This window comes from Olivibacter sp. LS-1 (genome assembly GCF_008245145.1).
In the GTDB taxonomy this organism is placed as follows: domain Bacteria; phylum Bacteroidota; class Bacteroidia; order Sphingobacteriales; family Sphingobacteriaceae; genus Olivibacter; species Olivibacter oleidegradans.
In genome coordinates this window covers 2,811,737-2,828,728 of the sequence record NZ_CP041643.1, presented here as the reverse complement: position 1 = coordinate 2,828,728, position 16,992 = coordinate 2,811,737, and the positions used below count along the sequence as shown (strand labels likewise).

The window sequence follows — 16,992 nt, the reverse complement described above, 5'->3', positions numbered from 1 at the left end:
GTGAATTTCTTGCGCCAATATAAATCCGATTGCGGCATCATGCCGATCAACGGTTCTTACATCATCCCCTACCTTCCTTGAAATTTCTTTTTATTTTTACTACATGATTCATGAGAAACTGCTTTTAGTATTGGCTTTATTTTTCGCCATGGCCATGTTGTACTTGTTAAGTCAACGCCTAAAAATTTCCTATCCTATCTTATTAGTTATCGGTGGCTTGGGAATTTGTTTTATTCCCGGCGTACGGGCGATAAGCATCAACCCGGATTTGGTATTTCTGATTTTCTTACCACCTTTGCTTTTCGAAGCAGCGTGGTATACCTCTTGGAATGAGTTTTGGAAGTGGAGACGTTCCATTGGTTTACTTGGCTTTGGTTTAGTACTATTCACCTCTCTGGCTGTCGCCTATATTTCTGTTATGACTATCCCTGGCTTCACACTTGCCATGGGTTTTTTATTAGGGGGCATCATTTCACCTCCTGATGCCGTAGCTGCTACCTCCGTGTTAAAAGGAGTTACCATGCCTAAAAGAGGTCTTGCTATTCTTGAAGGAGAAAGCCTTGTAAATGATGCAGCATCATTAACGGTATTTCGCTTTGCCTTAGCGGCTGTTCTAAACGGACATTTTATATTGCAGGAAGCCCTTCTGGAATTTGCTACGTTATCGATAATGGGTGTTGTTGTTGGTTTAGTCATTGCTCATATCTTGTACTTCGTGCTTCGCTACTTAGCAAAATCGTCCAATATAACTACACCAATCACATTAATAGCTCCTTACCTCATGTACCTTGTGGCCGAATCCTTTGAGTGGTCGGGCGTCCTAGCCGTGGTAAGTGGCGGTCTGTTCTTGTCTTTTCGATCCAAAGACTTCCTAAACTATCATACGCGGATACAAGCCACCGAAGTATGGGCTACTGTCGGATTTCTCTTAAATGGGTTTGTTTTTATTCTAATTGGCTTAGAACTTCCCGTGATCGTAAATGGATTAGAGGGTTATTCTAAGAAAGAGGCGATTCAATATGCGCTAATTATTAGTGCCGTCGTAATTTTACTCCGTCTTACACTCGTTTATTTAGCTGCTTTTATACCCCGCCTTGTCAGCAAAAGAATACGCGATAAAGAAACAAGCCCCGGCTTTAAATTGCCCTTTGCCATCGGATGGGCAGGCATGCGTGGCGTAGTATCGTTGGCTTCTGCATTAGCTATACCACTTACACTTGAAAATGGTGAAGCTTTTCCTCATCGCAACCTCATTTTATTCATTACTTTTGTAGTCATCCTTATCACCTTGGTTTTCCAAGGACTTACTTTGCCCTTTTTTCTAAAACTTTTAAAGATTGAAGAGATAGATGAATATGTTCCAACGGAAGATCAGTTGGAAGCCATTCGTCTTCAATTGGCCAAATCAAGTATCAAATATCTTGACAGGAAGTATGATCGTGAGATGGAAGAACATCCCACCATCGCACGAATCAAGGAACAGCTACAGCGTAGTATCGACGCCACCGAAAGCTCGTTGCAAGAACAGGAGAAGAAAGAAAAACTGATTTCTGTTCGGATGTTATACAGACGGATCATGTTGGAACTAATCACCCATCGAAGAGAAGGACTTAATAAATTACGTAAAGAGAAAAAGTATGATGATCATGTCATTAGGCAATTGGAACACAATCTAGATTTAGAGGAGTCAAGGCTTATAAAACAATAAGCCTGCAATTTAGTATAGAAAAAAACACAATAATAATGATTACGATCACCACACCCGCCCTGCTGTTTCCAGCTATCAGCCTGATTATGTTAGCGTACACAAATCGCTTTTTAGCGCTTGCCAGCTTAGTGAGAAGTTTACATGCCAAATATCTCGAAAACAATCGAAGTGGTGTCATTCATGGTCAAATAAAAAATCTACGCTACCGATTACGCTTGATTAAATATATGCAGGCCTATGGTGTTTTAAGCTTTGTAGCCTGTGTTGTATGTATGCTATTCATATTTTTGAAATGGTTGTTTTGGGCCGAACTGCTTTTCGGACTCAGTTTAATTTTCTTTACTATATCACTTATTATTTCATTGATTGAAATACAGAAAAGTACAACAGCCCTTGAGCTGGAGTTAAGTAATATGGAAGAAGATAAAGTAAGCCCTTCCTTTGTTGACTATTTGAAGAAAAAATTAGACACAAAAACTAAAGATGTCTGATTACATGAAGCTGTTTACGAGTAGGCGTTCCCGTTCTACAATAACGTCCATCACAAACACTGTTTGAATATTACCAACTCCCGGTATTTCGCTTAATGCATCAACATGAAAACGGTGATAGTCCGCCATATTTGATGCAATGACTTTCAGCATAAAATCGAACTCGCCTGAGATATTATAACACTCGATGACCCTTTCTAAGCCAGCAATGGCCTGAACGAAAAGAGCGCCAGCCTTTTTGGTGTGCTCTTTTAACGAAACGTAGCAAATGGCTGTTAAACTTTCTCCCAGAGCACGATGATTTAACAAAGCAGTATACCGTTTAATAACCCCGTTCTGTTCCAGGCGTTTTATCCGCTCATGAACGGGCGTAGCACTCAAATGAATCTTATGTGCTATCTCTCGAATTGTCAACTTTGCATTTTCCTGCAAAAGTTTCAATATCTCATAATCCTTTGCATCCAAATTTACCGATGCTTTCGCGCCTTGTTCTTTTTCCATTAAGTAAACGACATATTAAAAGATCAATATTCTATATATAGCAAATAAAACAGAAAATTTACCCAAAAGTAACAATTAAAACAACTTAAAATTTAAAACACATACTTTTGCATCAGAACACTGCTTATGAAAAACAAAAATTCGATTATATTATTTATTGCCTGTTCAGCAGTTTTTCTAGAAGCTTTGGACCTTGCCATCATGAATCTTGCGCTCCCTCTAATACAAAAACACTTTCATCTAAAAGAAGAGCAATCACAATGGCTGCAAACCATTTATGTTCTTCTATACGGCGGATTTCTAATTATAGGCGGTAAGCTCGCGGATATTTGGGGAAGAAAGAAAGTTTTTATGTCCGGTGCTTTGTTATTTCTAATAACCTCTATTGGCGCGGGCAAAGCAAACTCCTTCGAATTCTTGTTTTTTTTTCGGGCCATCCAAGGCTTAGGTGCGGCCCTTCTCATGCCGTCCGCCATGGCAATCATTACAAATACATTTGTAACTGAGGCTGCTAGAAGCAAAGCGCTGGGTATATTCAGTTCGTTCGCTGCCATTGGATCGGGCTGTGGGTTGTCGTTAGGCGGCATCATTGCTTCTTCCTTAGGGTGGCAATGGATCTTTTTTATAAACGTTCCCATTATAAGTATGAGCTTGATCCTAGCCTTTATCATATTGGAATCGGACACCCAAACAACCGATACGATCCCACCGGATTTTTTATCGGGTATCATACTATCTTTTTGCATTGTTCTTCTTTCGTATTTTATACACGCGATTCCAACGCTTATCTACAAACCAATTCAGGTTATTGTATTGCTAAGCTTAATAACTTTAAGCCTAGTGTATTTTATAAAAAGATCCCGACATCACAAAAATCCCTTAATAAACTTTGCACTACTTAAGGGCCGCAATGTACAAATAGGCAATAAAGCAATTTTTCTACTGGGATCTTTTTTTCTCAGCTATTTACTTGTTCTTTCCTTTTATCTACAGGAAATTTTGGGATTTTCAGCTGCCAAGGCGGGCTTACTACTCTTTCCTTTTAGCGTCGGTTCCGCTTTGATATCCAGGTTTCTATTGCCCTGTTTAATCAAACGTTTTAAAATTATTCGTATCGCCAGATTAGGAATGTCATTGATGTTTTTTGGAGCATTACTGTTAATCGTCAGCATGCATTATCATTTATTTGTTTATTTGGTATTTTCGATTGCCTGCGTAACAGGTGCGGGCATGGCCATATCAATCCCCAGCTTAACCGTTATGGCATTAAATCAAATCCCTGTTGACCACCAGGGCGTGGCCTCAGGCGTCAACACTACGTCTTATTTTTTTGGGTCGGGCATTGGTTTATCACTGATATCGTTGATTATGCAATTAAATACGATATTTCCAAGTACAAAGAAGCAGTTGATTGCCTCAATGACACTCCTCTTGCTGCTAGCAGCCCTTGCGGTATTATATCTGCTGAAAAAAGACTTCGCGCAAGATAGAGAGACGGATAGGCTGCGAAAGGTTTAATTTAATTACCCCGAAGCAATTGTACCAGGCCATTGACTGAGCTATTTTCAAAATGCAATTTTCCGTCTAGATGAATATGCTCATCAGCCAACTTTTGAGCGCTAAATTCCATTTTTTCAAGACGCTTAAAAGATGGGGGTAACAACGGATAGTTTCCTTGATTCCTCAAACCTTTACTGTCTATATATAAATAAAAAAAATCATTGGAAAGATGATCACGATTACTTTGTTGGTATTTTCTGCCCGTGCCAAAGAACAAACGATCAGCTCGGCTTTCGTGCTGAAACTTATAAAAAAGTTGTTTCGGGAGATAATTTGCTAAATGGGGTGATGCTTGAAACGAAAGATAGATTTCGGGGACACGTTCTTTGCGAACTACTCGCTGCTCTACCCTTTCGAAATTGTCATTATAGTCGTAAGTAATAATCGTATCCTGCTGAAGAGTAAGATTCTTTTTCCATTCCAGATCCATATAAGTTCCGTAATAGCGTAATAAGGTATCGACAGGGATGTGATGTTTTTCAAAAAATTTTCGTTGCCGCGCCAATAGCGGCGTAATGTCTGCTGCTAGCCAGAATTTGATTAAGCTATTCGATTCAAATTGCTTTGGATATAAGCGCTTTACACCTTTAACCAAAGCCGTTTTGATATCTCCACTAAGTGATAAGGATCCCCGTCCAAAATCCGCATCTATAATCGAAGCGCCGTCTGTATAGACCAGCTCATGTTGTGTTTTAATTGCTTCGTAAAAAGGCGACTGCTCAACAGTTGTCATGCTCCCCTCCTGCCGGATAAGGCTCCGAAGCAGGTTGAATTTCTCTACCTTGGAAGCCGAGACACAAAGTGCTAACCGGTCTTTTGTGAACATCAAGCATAATTTTCCGTTAAATGCAGTTCCTTGGAAAACAAGTGAATCCACAGTCTGAAGTTTCGAAATACCTAATATGTTTTTCGTATAACATTGAAGTTCATCGAAGTCATCGATACTGAATACCGAGAAAAATGTGGCGTCATCAGGCTCTATCGTAAAGAAAAAGATATTAGCCGGAATATGGAGTCCCGAATCTCCTAAATCAAAAGATTTCTTGTGCTTTTTCTTATCTGAGTCAAAATAATATCCGGGATTTAAAACCGCATTCCAAGCTATTGACCGTAATAATGCATCCACATTTACACGAAACAAAGTGGACGCATTTTTTGGGATGTACTGTTGGTAAGATTGCTTTTGACGATATACCAAATAACCGCAACATGTTAATCCCACGCCAAGAATAGCCAACACACCGATCAGTACTTTTTTCTTCATACCCAAACTTACTAATAAATTAAGGTCTAAAAGCCGTACTTTCGACTACATCCAATATATATTGTAAGGCATTTCTCTTCGAGCCTGGAAGTTCGGCCCGGAAGCTGCCAACCATTTTTTTACCTTTAACACCCTTTGAAGTAAAATAAAAGTCGCCTAAGCCCTGAATTTTGTCTTGTAGCGCCAAGGCTTGTTTGGTGGCGGGTATCTCCAACGAATTAATTGCCTTCACCATTTTTTTACTATTGAAAATAAGAGTAAACTTATTATCGTTCAGCAATTTTTTGTGTTTGGAAGATAAGTCACTTTCATATCGATTGTATTGAATGTTCCGTAAATCATCTAGTGCCGTACCAAAGAATATGATACCGTCCTTTAATAAAACATGAACTTCCAGCGGCCCTTTTAGTCCGCTAATTGTATAAATACCCTCATTCTCCGTCAGTTTGGCCCTAGCAACCCCAAGGGCAAGTGCTTTTTTGAACAGGTTCATATCAGTAGAAGAAAACATAGCCAAAAATGCGGGTATACTCTCTTTTTTAGTCTTTTCAACCTCAACGGAATTATAATCCTCGTCATACTCGTAGGTCGTATATTTCACTTCCTGTTCTTTTATAGCAGTTAAAGCGAAGATACCATCACCCTTAATTGCTTTGCCAATCGCTTTTTCGTCTAGTAAAAGTGAAAATATAGAAGACCCTAGATCTATTTCCTTTTCATATCGGCCAAGCAAATTACCGTAATATTGTTGCATTAATATTGGCAGCTCTTTTAAGTAATTCTCTGTATTAATTGCTACTGATGTATAGGCAATGGCATCTTTGCTCAAATATTTAAAGAACCTTTTATTCAGTTTCCGATTATATATCCTACGGTAGGCTTCGGCAAGGTTATTCGAAAGCCCTATGGAGCCATCAAGTGTTGCAGTGTTCTTATCAAAGGTTAAATAAACATTAGCGCTTTCAAAGCCAGTGCCAACTTTTTCAGTCTTTACCCCCAGAAGAGAAGCATAAGCGCTATGCACACCAGGCAGCAAATCTTGATAGAGTTCATTGATATCCCTAAGCCAAAGACTTGCCATTGCATTTTTCCGATACGATTTTTTAAAAGACGGATTACCGAATGCTTCTTGCGATTCGACCAATCGTACAGCCTCCTGATACAGCCATTCTTTCAACAATCTGCTTTTTATCGAATCATCTGCCGCAATACTTGCATAGTAAGCATCGTACATTGAGTCGCGAGCCGCATCAGCTATTTCATGTTCTGCCACAGGTGGGGCCAAATTATAACTGTCTACAGCAGTTGAATCCAAGGGGAAGTCATCTTTATTCAAAGAATCAACAGCGTCCCACTCGACATCCACTGAGTCCATTAAGGGTGCCGGATCAAGCGCAGCTTCATCATATTCATCACTTAATTTTTTATTTACTATTCCGTATTTTTCAGCAGTCTTTTCATCTTCAAAAAAACTGTTTCGCAACTCTCCGCTAAGTAAATAAAGAGTTTGCTCATTCCAGATCAACAATTGTTTTTTTTCGTTAAGATCTAAAATCCAATGACCATTCTGAAGCTTTTGGGGCTGACCAAGAGTTTTCAGGAAGTCTCCCACCTTAGTACTACTCCTAAGGGGGATTGACATACCGTAGTAACGTATACTATCTGTTTTGGTGCTATAAATATATACCTGCGCATTTAGGTTAAAACCTAAATCTTCCAATCCCTGTAGATTGCCATTATTTGTTTTATTCAATTTGGCAATCAGTGCCTGTCCTATTTTCGACCGATTAAATTGATCGATACCTATCAAATCAAAAAAATTGCGCCCATTAATAGTCGCCACTACGAAAGCGTCTTTCGGAATCCTCGGAGCAAGCCGTTGTGCTATTATATTATGTGAAAAGAATAGGCTTAGAAAGCTCAATAAAAGTTTAGTTCTCTGCATATTTTTGTTCTCAATTATTAACTAATTGTATTTGATTGGTAATATTGGCCCTGCCGTTGATCAAGTCCAATATAGAAGTGTGAAGCATAACCGCTTTCTTTGTACCTGATAGTTTTGCTTGTTTGTTGGTTGATTGCTTAACAACGCTATCAAAACGATAAATACAGGTATATAAAGCATTCTTAAACACCTGCTTATCAGCTTCTTTAAGCTTCATATAAGCACTTTTGGCCTCCTGTGCATAAGTATAGTTGCGGGAAAACAATTGTGTTCTCGTATCGAAATTGTATAAAGACTTTCCAGTGGGTTTTATCTTTAATTTCTCATAAATGATTTTACTGAGATGATTCAGATTATCTACTTTTTCAAAAGAAAAACTGACAAAGGCAATAAAATTCTCAAAATCTACCCGATGCTTAACACTACTTATTCCCGGCGTTTTTTTCAGTATCGCAACGGCTTCGTTTAGATTTCGTTGGATTTGAACCTTATCCGGAACTTTATAACCGTTTATGCTATCCAATAGCATCACAGACGAAAGCTTTGTCTTGCTTTGACTCAAATTTAATGTGACCGTCATATTTCCCGAACCATTTTTATGAACGTTGATCTCTTCAATCACTTCAAAACAAGCACTCAAACTAATTGTGCTAAAAAAAAGCAGCACATATAGGCATCGATTTTTTAAGGTCATTTCTCTTTTTACTATGCAGAACAAAAGTAGAGAAAGGATATGGTTAATAACTAACTGATTTCAGGGATTTCTAAGGTAATTAGGCGTAAAGCGACCTAATTCTCTTGCCTAACTTTATTCACCACACCTCAACGCCTACCCGCTTTAATCACAATTTTCGTAACTTTATAGGATTAAAAGGGGGGCTCATGGCAAAAGTGAAAAATATAATGATCAGAGGTAGTAATAATAGGCCTATTGTTCTTGATATTTTTTTCAACGAATCAAGGCCTTATCAACCCGCCATTATATATGCACATGGTTTCAACGGCTTCAAAGACTGGGGCAACTTCGATCTGATCGCTGAACAATTCCTTGCTTCCGGCTTTACCTTTATAAAGTTTAATTTTTCTCACAATGGCACCTCGCCGGATCAACCGGAGAATTTTGTTGATTTAACTGCTTTTAGTGAAAACAACTACACCAAGCAATTGCATGATCTTGAACAGGTAATAGATTGGGTCCAAAATAACTGCAATCCATATGGACGTTGCATCGACAAAAAAAGCATCGGCTTAATCGGCCATAGTATGGGCGGTGGCATCAGTGTGATCAAGGCGGCAGAAGACGCTCGGATCAAAGCACTCGTAACCTGGTCGGCAATTGCCTTCTGTAAAACACCCTGGGGCGATTGGCCAAAAGAAAAAATAAGCGATTGGAAACAAACGGGTGTTGCTTATTATGTAAATGGTCGTACAAGACAAAAAATGCCACTAAATTACCAATTGTATGAGGATTATTTAAATAATGGCACACGATTGGATATTATAAAAGCTGCCTCCTCTATCAATATCCCCTGGATGATTTGTCATGGTACCGAAGATATAAACGTACCTTTAAATCATGCATACAACTTAAAAGAAGCCAATGGCAGAGCGGTTATGGTAACCGTTTCATCCGATCATGTTTTTGGACGAAAACACCCTTGGTATGAAACTATTCAACCAACCCCCATGCAGGACGTGTTGAACCGAAATATTTTATTCTTCAAGCAACACCTTGATAAATAACATCGCATTATGCGCTGAATTTTCTGATTTTCTAGTCTTGAATTTCTACTTTTGAATTTTATTAAACGCGCAAGATTCGGGTTTCGTCACCGGTTGGCTTTGACTACTTTTGAAGAAAATAGATTGTTTATGGAAACGCAACAGCAAATAGATTTTAATAGGATCGCAGCATCCATTGCATTTATCAAGGAACACTTCAAAAGCCAACCGAGTTTGGAACAAATCGCCGAACATGTCCACTTGAGTCCATTCCATTTTCAGCGAATGTTTCAGGATTGGGCAGGAGTTTCGCCTAAAAAATTCATACAATATCTTACGATTGAGCATGCCAAAAATATGCTTAAGGAAAATTGCTCGACGCTATTCGACACTGCATACGAAAGCGGACTTTCAGGTACTGGCCGATTACATGATCTTTTTATAAACATCGAAGGGATGACACCTGGCGAGTATAAAAATGGTGGTGCTTCGCTAACGATCAATTATAGTTTTGCCGAGAGTCCATTTGGTAATATCATCGTGGCTTCTACGCATAAAGGAATCTGTTATATGGCATTTGCAGATGAAGGAAGGGGTATCGGATTTGATACCTTGAGATCTACCTTTCCAAATGCACGCTATCAGCAGCTGGTTGACAATTTCCAGCAGCATGCACTCTTTATTTTTGATCAAGATTGGAGCAAAATAAAAGAGATTAAATTACATTTAAAAGGCACCCCATTCCAGATTAAAGTTTGGGAAACACTTTTGCAAGTTCCCACAGGCACGCTTACTACTTATGCCCAATTGGCTGAACGAACTGGCAACAAGCTAGCTTCACGAGCAGTAGGAAGTGCCGTTGGGGCGAATCCGGTAGCCTTGTTGATACCTTGTCATCGTGTAATTAAATCAACCGGAGACACAGGCAATTATCATTGGGGGAGTTCGAGAAAGCAAGCGATTATTGGCTGGGAAGCTGTTCGGGCGGAACTTCAGGTAGAGAAATAAACCATAGACTATGCATGGAAATTTATTGCCAAAGGATGGAGAAGTTTATTTCTATGAAAATTTCTTCACGCGATCAGAAGAGCATCATCTATTTGATGTACTTAAACAAAAAACAACTTGGCGTCAGGAGCCTGTTAAAATTATGGGTAAAGAGATCTTGCAACCGCGTCTGACGGCTCTTTACGGCGATACCTACAAACCGTATAGTTATTCGGGCATAACGATGAAACCGCAGCAATGGTTTCCTGAACTATTACTTGTGAAAGAGAAGGTGGAAACCTTTTTGAATATTAAATTTAGCACGGTATTGCTTAATTATTATCGAAATGGAACCGATAGCATGGGCTGGCATCGAGATAACGAAAAGTCATTGGGCAAGAATCCAACCATTGCATCCTTAAGCTTTGGAGCATCGCGACCTTTTCTGTTCCGGCATTATCGAGATCGAAAACTACGTGTTAAAATCCATTTATTGCCGGGAAGTCTTCTGGTCATGAAAGGTACCATACAAGATCATTGGCAACATAGCTTACCCAAGGTGCCAAAATTAGTTGAAGCAAGGATTAACCTAACTTTTAGGGCAATTGTAGACAAATGACTTTCGCGTTAACAAGCTAAGGGGAGGGATTTTCCTCCCCTTCGTCTTAATTCCTTAACAAATTTCGGTATCTAAGCAAGGCCTCTACATAATAGTAATCTGCGTAGGTTAAGGGCACATCGATCTCACTCTTATGAGGTATAGAGCCGACACTGTGCATCAAAATAAAACCGCCGTTGCTTCCAATAGGAGCTTTATAGGAATCCGATGAAAGACTGACGAGCATCTTCTCAGCTGCATTTACATACTCCTTCGCCTTGGTATTCTTGACATAAGTGCTCAGCTCCAGTAAGGCTGAAGCGATAATAGCTGCGGCAGAAGCATCACGATACTGCTTATATTGACTGGCATATGGGCTGCTTGCCGGCAAATCAGGCGCATTAAAATCCCAAAAAGGTACGCCATCATCCGGCATATTTGGATGATTTAGGATATATGTTGCGATTTTCTCCGCAAATTGCAAGTATTCCTTCCGTTTGGTTTCCCGATACATCATTGTATAACCATACAAACCCCAAGCTTGCCCACGTGCCCATGCTGATTCATCAAAGGCACCTTGCGCTGTTTTTTTTGCCACGATGTCGCCTGTTTGCGGATTGTAATCTACTACATGATAACAACTCATATCGTTACGATAATGATTTTTCATCGTGGTATTGGCATGGGTAATGGCAATATCTTGATATTTTTTCTCACCGCTAATTTTACTGGCTTGCGTCAGAAATTCGAGGTTCATCATATTATCGATGATTACCGGATAAGTCCACCCCTCCCACGAACGGATTGTTTTAGTAACAGGATTGAAGCGGCTAATTAACGAATTGGCTCCGGTCAAAAGAACGTCCTTGTAAGCACTACTATCCCCGGTAAGGCGTAAAATATTACCAAAACTGCAATAGAGCATAAAGCCTAAATCATGGGTAGTCGTGTTGTTTTTTTCCTTTTCCAGTAATTTCAACTTCTGTTTTGCTCTATCCAGGAGTTCCTCGTTACCGCTGTACTCATATAAATACAAAAGTGTACCTGGATAAAATCCCGAGGTCCACCATCCCGTACCGGATGATATTGATTTCCCTGCTTCATAAGTTCGTGGAAGTTTTTCGCCTGGAGTGTTAGAACCTAAATAGTCTATTTGCTTTATCGCTTCATTTAGATTCTTTTCGATAAAGTCTTTTTTAAGAGTGTATTGTGCCTTCGCGACGCTTACCGAAACCGTCACGCAAAACAACAGCATATATCCATTTAAACGATTTTTCATTTTCGCTTTCGTCTTATATTAATAACCTTCATTTTGTGGTAAGAGATTTGCATTTCTACCAATCTCTTCCTGTGGAATAGGCAATAGTTTATGAGATGGTTTTATGTTTTCTCTTTTTTCATAAGCGCCTTCTTTTGTAAAGGCCTCCACAACGATATCCCAACGCTTCAAGTCGTACCAGCGCTTCCATTCAAAGGCTAGCTCTACTCTTCTCTCCTCTCTTACTGCGTCCCTAAATGCTGCTTGATTTAACCCAACCGGGATATCCGTTGGGAAGGTTCTTACCCCGTTAGGTGTGTTACGGGCGCGTTGTCTAACCGCATTCAAATATTCATAAGCCTTTGCGGTGGGTCCACCGTTACTCTCGTTGAGTGACTCTGCAGCCATTAAGAGAATTTCGGCATAACGGAAAATCACATGTTTTATATCTGAGTCGGCCCCCTCTGCATTGGCATTAGCTCCTGGATATAAGCACCATTTAGCCGTATGTATGCGTGGCCATCGCCATTGTTGATAAGGGGTCATCACTCCTTTTATAGGTGTTTCTGTTAAATAGCTCACTTCTTTCCTGTAGTCATTATTATCAAAACTTCCATACATACCTGGAGATGGAACTAAGACGCTCCAACCCAGCATATCCGCGTCGCGAACCCCGGTCATAGGAGCTGTATAATCCTGATTTGTACCATTTTCTCCAGTGATCCCCCCCATAAAATCCACGACCCAGACATGCTCCAATTGATGACCAAGATCGGCTTTCCATAAATCTTGATAGTCATTTACCAAACCATAATGGTATTTACCGGCATCATTAATAACCGCTTCCGCGTGCTCCGCTGCTTTGTCCCATTGCTGCAAAACCATATATACGGAAGATAACAGCGTATGGGCAGCCCCTTTAGTAGCTCTTGACTTAATGTTACCCGGAAAGGCATCGGGTAAATAACTTATACCAAATTCGCAATCGTCTATAATATGCTGATATACTTCACTGGCAGGAGTTTTATTAATATCTTTAATCGTATTCGGATCTGTAACAAATTGCCCTATATAAGGAATATCACCAAACAATTGCACTAAATGATAATAATTTAGGGCTCGCACCATGCGCGCTTCGGCGATAAGTGCATTTTTCTTTCCTTCATCCATCGGAACATTCGGGATGCCGTCGATTGCGGCATTAGCGGCTCCTATACCCAAATAAGCCAAGCGCCAGACCGCAAGTATATCTTGGTTGCTGGCATCGTGCGTAAAACCATTCAGCTGTATGCGACTGGATTGTGTTCCGATATCCGCAATGTCAATATCATCTCCCAGTAGCTGTAACACCATGGTTAACCGTCTACCATAGAAATTATCGCTACTCAGCAAGGCATAAGATCCCATCACAGCTGCTTCTGCATCCGCTTCGGTGTTAAAATATTGCCCTGGAACTAAAATGCTTACCGGTTCTTCTTCCAACTTAGTGCAAGCGGAAGCAATAAACAATACGAACAAAAAAATATATTTCGAAAACTCTTTCATTGTCTGTTTCTCCATTAACTTAAAATCCAACATTTATCCCCAAGGTAACGGATTTGACATTTGGATATCCCATATAGTCAAGTCCGACATTTCGGTTTGAGTCCTGAAAGCTTACTTCCGGATCATAACCTTTATAGTTTGTGACCGTCAATATATTTTGTGCACTAGCATAGATCCTTAGTTTACTCACCTGTAGCTTACCTAGCATAAACTTCGGAAAGTTATAACCCAAGGCTACATTTTTTAACCGCAAGTATGAGCCATCTTCAACCCATCGCGATGAGACCTCTGGATTATTCGAAGCACTTGCCCGAGGAATGTCTGTATTTGTATTGGTAGGCGTCCATCTATTCAATGCATCTTTGGTAGCATTTCCCTTTCCGGCCATCCAATCGAGTTCCATTCGAGTGATGTTTAACATATCATTACCCTGGCTTCCTTGAAAAAAGATATTTAGGTCAAAGTTTTTGTAACGCAGATCGTTATTAAAACCGTAGATGAAATCCGGATGGGGATTACCAATAATGGTACGATCATCCGCATTAATAACACCATTCGGACCTTCGGTTAAGTTATTATTAGCATCACGTCCATAGATATCGCGGTACTTGACATCTCCTGGCTTTTTATTAGGAGCCGCAGAAAAATCATCGCCTTCTTGATACAATCCATCAAATTGCCATCCATAGAAAGCGCCCACTACCTCGCCCACACGAAGAATTTGGGATTCAGTTGACAACATATGACCTGGGATCGTATTATAGCGAATATCTCCTCCAGGTAATTGAAGAATCTTATTGCGATTAAAAGTGATGTTAAAATCACTTGTCCAAGTGAAGTTTTCGCCCTTAACATTGGTTGTATTGAGCGCGAATTCCCAACCTTTATTCTCTACACTTCCAATATTCTGCAGAGAAACCGTATAACCGGAATATATCGGCAGGGGTACTTCGTAAAGCAGATCAACCGTTTTCTTATAATAGTAATCTACAGAGAGATTGATCCGACCATTCAGAAAACCAATATCTAAACCTGCATCTGTTTGCTTGGTAGTTTCCCATGTAAGATTAGGATTCGCGACATTGGTTGGCCGCACCGCCTTAATTGGTGTTCCATTAATAGTCGCAAGCGTTGGAGAAAATCGGGCCAATGACATATAAGAGCCTATTTCGGTGTTTCCGGTTTCTCCATAGCTGGTTCGAATTTTAAGATTTGAAATTGCCTTCACCGATTGCATAAACGGTTCTTGGCTGATATTCCATGCCAAGGCACCGGAAGGGAAAAATGCCCATTTGTTATTGTCACCAAATCGAGATGAGCCGTCGTACCGGCCCGTAACTGTCAGCAAATATTTACCTTTGAAGTTATAATTTATCCTTCCGTAAAAAGAGGACATCACCCAGTCTATTAGCTCTGAAGCCGCATTCTGGTAGTTCGAACCCGCTCCTAAATTCCAAAATGAGAAATTGTCAGACACAAAATTCCGATTGCGTGATTCCCACATTTCATTTCTGGAAGATTGATATGAATAACCGCCCATTGCCTCAAGGTTATGGACATCTTGGAAGCTCTTGGTATAGGTTAAGAAGTTTTCGTTGATTACATTTGTGTTCTTGCGGCCTATAATACTTCCAGAACCACCATAGTTACGTCCCTCTACCAAATTTTGCGTCACATAGCTCCCATTCCGTTGATTACTGATCTGGACCCCCAGCGTGCTTCGAAACTTTAATCCCTGTAATAACTCAAGTTCTCCATAGGCATTTCCCTGAAACAAATCGTTTATTTGCTCATTCTTTCTTTCGCGTGCAACTGCTACCGGATTGTCATGAGGGTCGCCCACTTGTTTCAACGTATATTTTCCATTTGCATCGTATACTCCTTGCAGTGGATCAAAGCGTAACGCGCCTGAAATTACACCTGCTCCGGATGTTCCACTACTTGTTTCCTGTGTTCGCACACCGTCAAGGTCATTTCTAATAAAAAAAAGTTTAGTGCCTAAACGAACCCGATCAGATACCTTTATGTCTAAATTAGAAGTTCCCGAAAGCCTTCTAAAGTCAGAATTGATCACTGTACCTTTTTGCCCGTAATGACTAAGTGAGGTATAATAACGGATATTTTCGCTTCCTCCTGAAACCGATAATTGATTATTGATCAATCCTCCGGTTCTAAAAATCAGGTCTTGCCAGTCCGTACCTTCACCATATGACGAAGGGTCTGAATATGGAACATTTGAGTTACCACTGTTTCTGTAAACGTCATTAATGTATTCGGCAAATTCCTGTCCATTCAAAAGGTCGAGTCGTTTACCGATCTTTTGAATGGAGTAAGAATTATTAAAGTCGATAATAGGACGCCCAACCTTTCCCTTTTTGGTCGTTACCATTATAACACCATTAGCCCCTCTAGATCCATAGATAGCAGTTGCTGATGCATCCTTTAGTACTTCGACAGATTCTACATCTTCGGGAGGGGGCGGCGTTCCTCCGGCAAAACCATCCACTACGTAAAGAGGATCACTACTGGCATTGATCGAAGTCCCCCCTCTAATTCGCACGCGTGGCGCTTTACCAGGCTCTCCATTGACGCTGGATACAGCCACACCGGGCGATCGCCCTTGGAGTGCTTGAGCTGTACCTGCTACGGGAAAAGCCGCTATTTTCTCGGCGGAAACCGAGGAAACCGATCCGGTTAAATCGCTTTTTCGTTGCGTACCATACCCTACTACAACAACTTCATCCAATGCCGCATCTTCAGCTTCGAGTTGGACATTCACGGTAGTTTGCCCGCTTACAAGCTTTAATTCTTGGCGTTGAAATCCAATATAGGTAACTACCAACGTCGTGTTCGGAGGCGTTTTTAAAGTAAAAAAACCCTGTTCATCTGTTTGAGTTCCTCTTTTATTAAGCCCTTTTATGCTTATAGAAACACCGGCGAGCGCCTTCCCGTTATTGTCGGTGACTTTTCCGGTCAAAGTTACCTCTTCCTGGGCGACAACAGCCCAATTCTTTTTAGAGATAACAATATTCTTCTCGACAATTTTATAGCTCAGGCCCTGATTGGCCAAACAAGCGTCTATTGCATGGGTCACCGATACGTTTTCCAAATCGATATTCACTGGCGTTGTATTCTTCAAAACGCTTGCTGTATATAGTACATTATAGCCCGACTGTTTACGTATTTCGTCGAAAACCTCTTGAAGTGAAACATTTTTCTTATGCAGCGTTAGCTTTTGAGCAAAGGCCGTTGCCTTTGCTTCCAATAGACCAATTAAGATCAAGATAAGTGATAACTTCATGATCAATATAGGTTTAAATTTGGCATAGGTCTGTCCTTTATGCCATATTACAGCATTTATTTTATACATTTGATTAGGTTAAAGAATTGGTAATTTGATTCTATCTTTAATC

General features: G+C 40.2%; 13 protein-coding genes. 6 read left to right on the top strand and 7 right to left on the bottom strand.

Annotated features, from left to right (window positions below):
* The first annotated feature begins 103 nt into the window (after positions 1-103).
* On the top strand, positions 104-1,708 hold the full coding sequence (locus FKG96_RS11385) for a Na+/H+ antiporter (protein WP_149105534.1): 1,605 nt from the start codon (positions 104-106) through the stop codon (positions 1,706-1,708).
* A 35-nt stretch (positions 1,709-1,743) separates the two neighbouring features.
* Complete coding sequence (locus FKG96_RS11380) at positions 1,744-2,199, top strand: DUF2721 domain-containing protein (RefSeq protein WP_013666058.1); 456 nt, start codon at positions 1,744-1,746, stop codon at positions 2,197-2,199.
* Here FKG96_RS11380 and FKG96_RS11375 read toward each other — a convergent pair whose 3' ends face one another.
* A complete protein-coding gene (locus FKG96_RS11375; RefSeq protein ID WP_130857631.1) occupies positions 2,200-2,700 on the bottom strand; it encodes an Lrp/AsnC family transcriptional regulator in 501 nt (166 codons plus the stop codon).
* Between the two features lie 126 nt (positions 2,701-2,826).
* Here FKG96_RS11375 and FKG96_RS11370 point away from each other — a divergent pair, with 126 nt between their 5' ends.
* Positions 2,827-4,218 carry an MFS transporter gene (locus tag FKG96_RS11370; protein WP_130857632.1) on the top strand — a complete coding sequence of 464 codons (1,392 nt, stop codon included), beginning with the start codon at positions 2,827-2,829 and terminating at the stop codon, positions 4,216-4,218.
* Position 4,219: 1 nt separating this feature from the next.
* Here the strand turns inward: FKG96_RS11370 and FKG96_RS11365 are convergent, their stop codons facing one another.
* From FKG96_RS11365 to FKG96_RS11355, 3 genes are read right to left on the bottom strand one after another with little or no spacing between them, the layout of a single operon-like run.
* A complete protein-coding gene (locus FKG96_RS11365) occupies positions 4,220-5,524 on the bottom strand; it encodes a hypothetical protein (protein WP_130857633.1) in 1,305 nt (434 codons plus the stop codon).
* Positions 5,525-5,543: 19 nt separating this feature from the next.
* The gene (locus FKG96_RS11360) at positions 5,544-7,469 is read right to left on the bottom strand and encodes a DUF4836 family protein (RefSeq protein ID WP_130857634.1); all 1,926 of its coding nucleotides are present in this window, start codon (positions 7,467-7,469) and stop codon (positions 5,544-5,546) included.
* A gap of 10 nt (positions 7,470-7,479) precedes the next feature.
* Positions 7,480-8,163, bottom strand: a complete 684-nt coding sequence (locus FKG96_RS11355; RefSeq protein WP_130857635.1) for a hypothetical protein — start codon at positions 8,161-8,163, stop codon at positions 7,480-7,482.
* Positions 8,164-8,351: 188 nt separating this feature from the next.
* On the opposite strand from FKG96_RS11355, the gene FKG96_RS11350 reads away from it, so the two are divergent.
* The 3 genes from FKG96_RS11350 (at position 8,352) to FKG96_RS11340 (ending at position 10,797) form a co-directional block, all read left to right on the top strand.
* On the top strand, positions 8,352-9,212 hold the full coding sequence (locus tag FKG96_RS11350; protein ID WP_130857636.1) for a S9 family peptidase: 861 nt from the start codon (positions 8,352-8,354) through the stop codon (positions 9,210-9,212).
* Positions 9,213-9,341: 129 nt separating this feature from the next.
* Positions 9,342-10,199 carry a methylated-DNA--[protein]-cysteine S-methyltransferase gene (locus FKG96_RS11345; protein WP_013666051.1) on the top strand — a complete coding sequence of 286 codons (858 nt, stop codon included), beginning with the start codon at positions 9,342-9,344 and terminating at the stop codon, positions 10,197-10,199.
* Positions 10,200-10,209: 10 nt separating this feature from the next.
* On the top strand, positions 10,210-10,797 hold the full coding sequence (locus tag FKG96_RS11340) for an alpha-ketoglutarate-dependent dioxygenase AlkB (protein WP_130857637.1): 588 nt from the start codon (positions 10,210-10,212) through the stop codon (positions 10,795-10,797).
* Between the two features lie 46 nt (positions 10,798-10,843).
* On the opposite strand, the gene FKG96_RS11335 is transcribed toward FKG96_RS11340, so the two are convergent.
* The 3 genes from FKG96_RS11335 to FKG96_RS11325 are packed head-to-tail and all read right to left on the bottom strand — an operon-like array spanning position 10,844 to position 16,949.
* Entirely contained in the window at positions 10,844-12,055 is a 1,212-nt protein-coding gene (locus tag FKG96_RS11335) for a glycoside hydrolase family 88 protein (RefSeq protein WP_130857638.1), read from the bottom strand.
* Between the two features lie 18 nt (positions 12,056-12,073).
* On the bottom strand, positions 12,074-13,594 hold the full coding sequence (locus tag FKG96_RS11330) for a RagB/SusD family nutrient uptake outer membrane protein (protein WP_130857639.1): 1,521 nt from the start codon (positions 13,592-13,594) through the stop codon (positions 12,074-12,076).
* A gap of 4 nt (positions 13,595-13,598) precedes the next feature.
* Positions 13,599-16,949 carry a TonB-dependent receptor gene (locus FKG96_RS11325; RefSeq protein WP_013666047.1) on the bottom strand — a complete coding sequence of 1,117 codons (3,351 nt, stop codon included), beginning with the start codon at positions 16,947-16,949 and terminating at the stop codon, positions 13,599-13,601.
* Positions 16,950-16,992 lie beyond the last annotated feature (43 nt).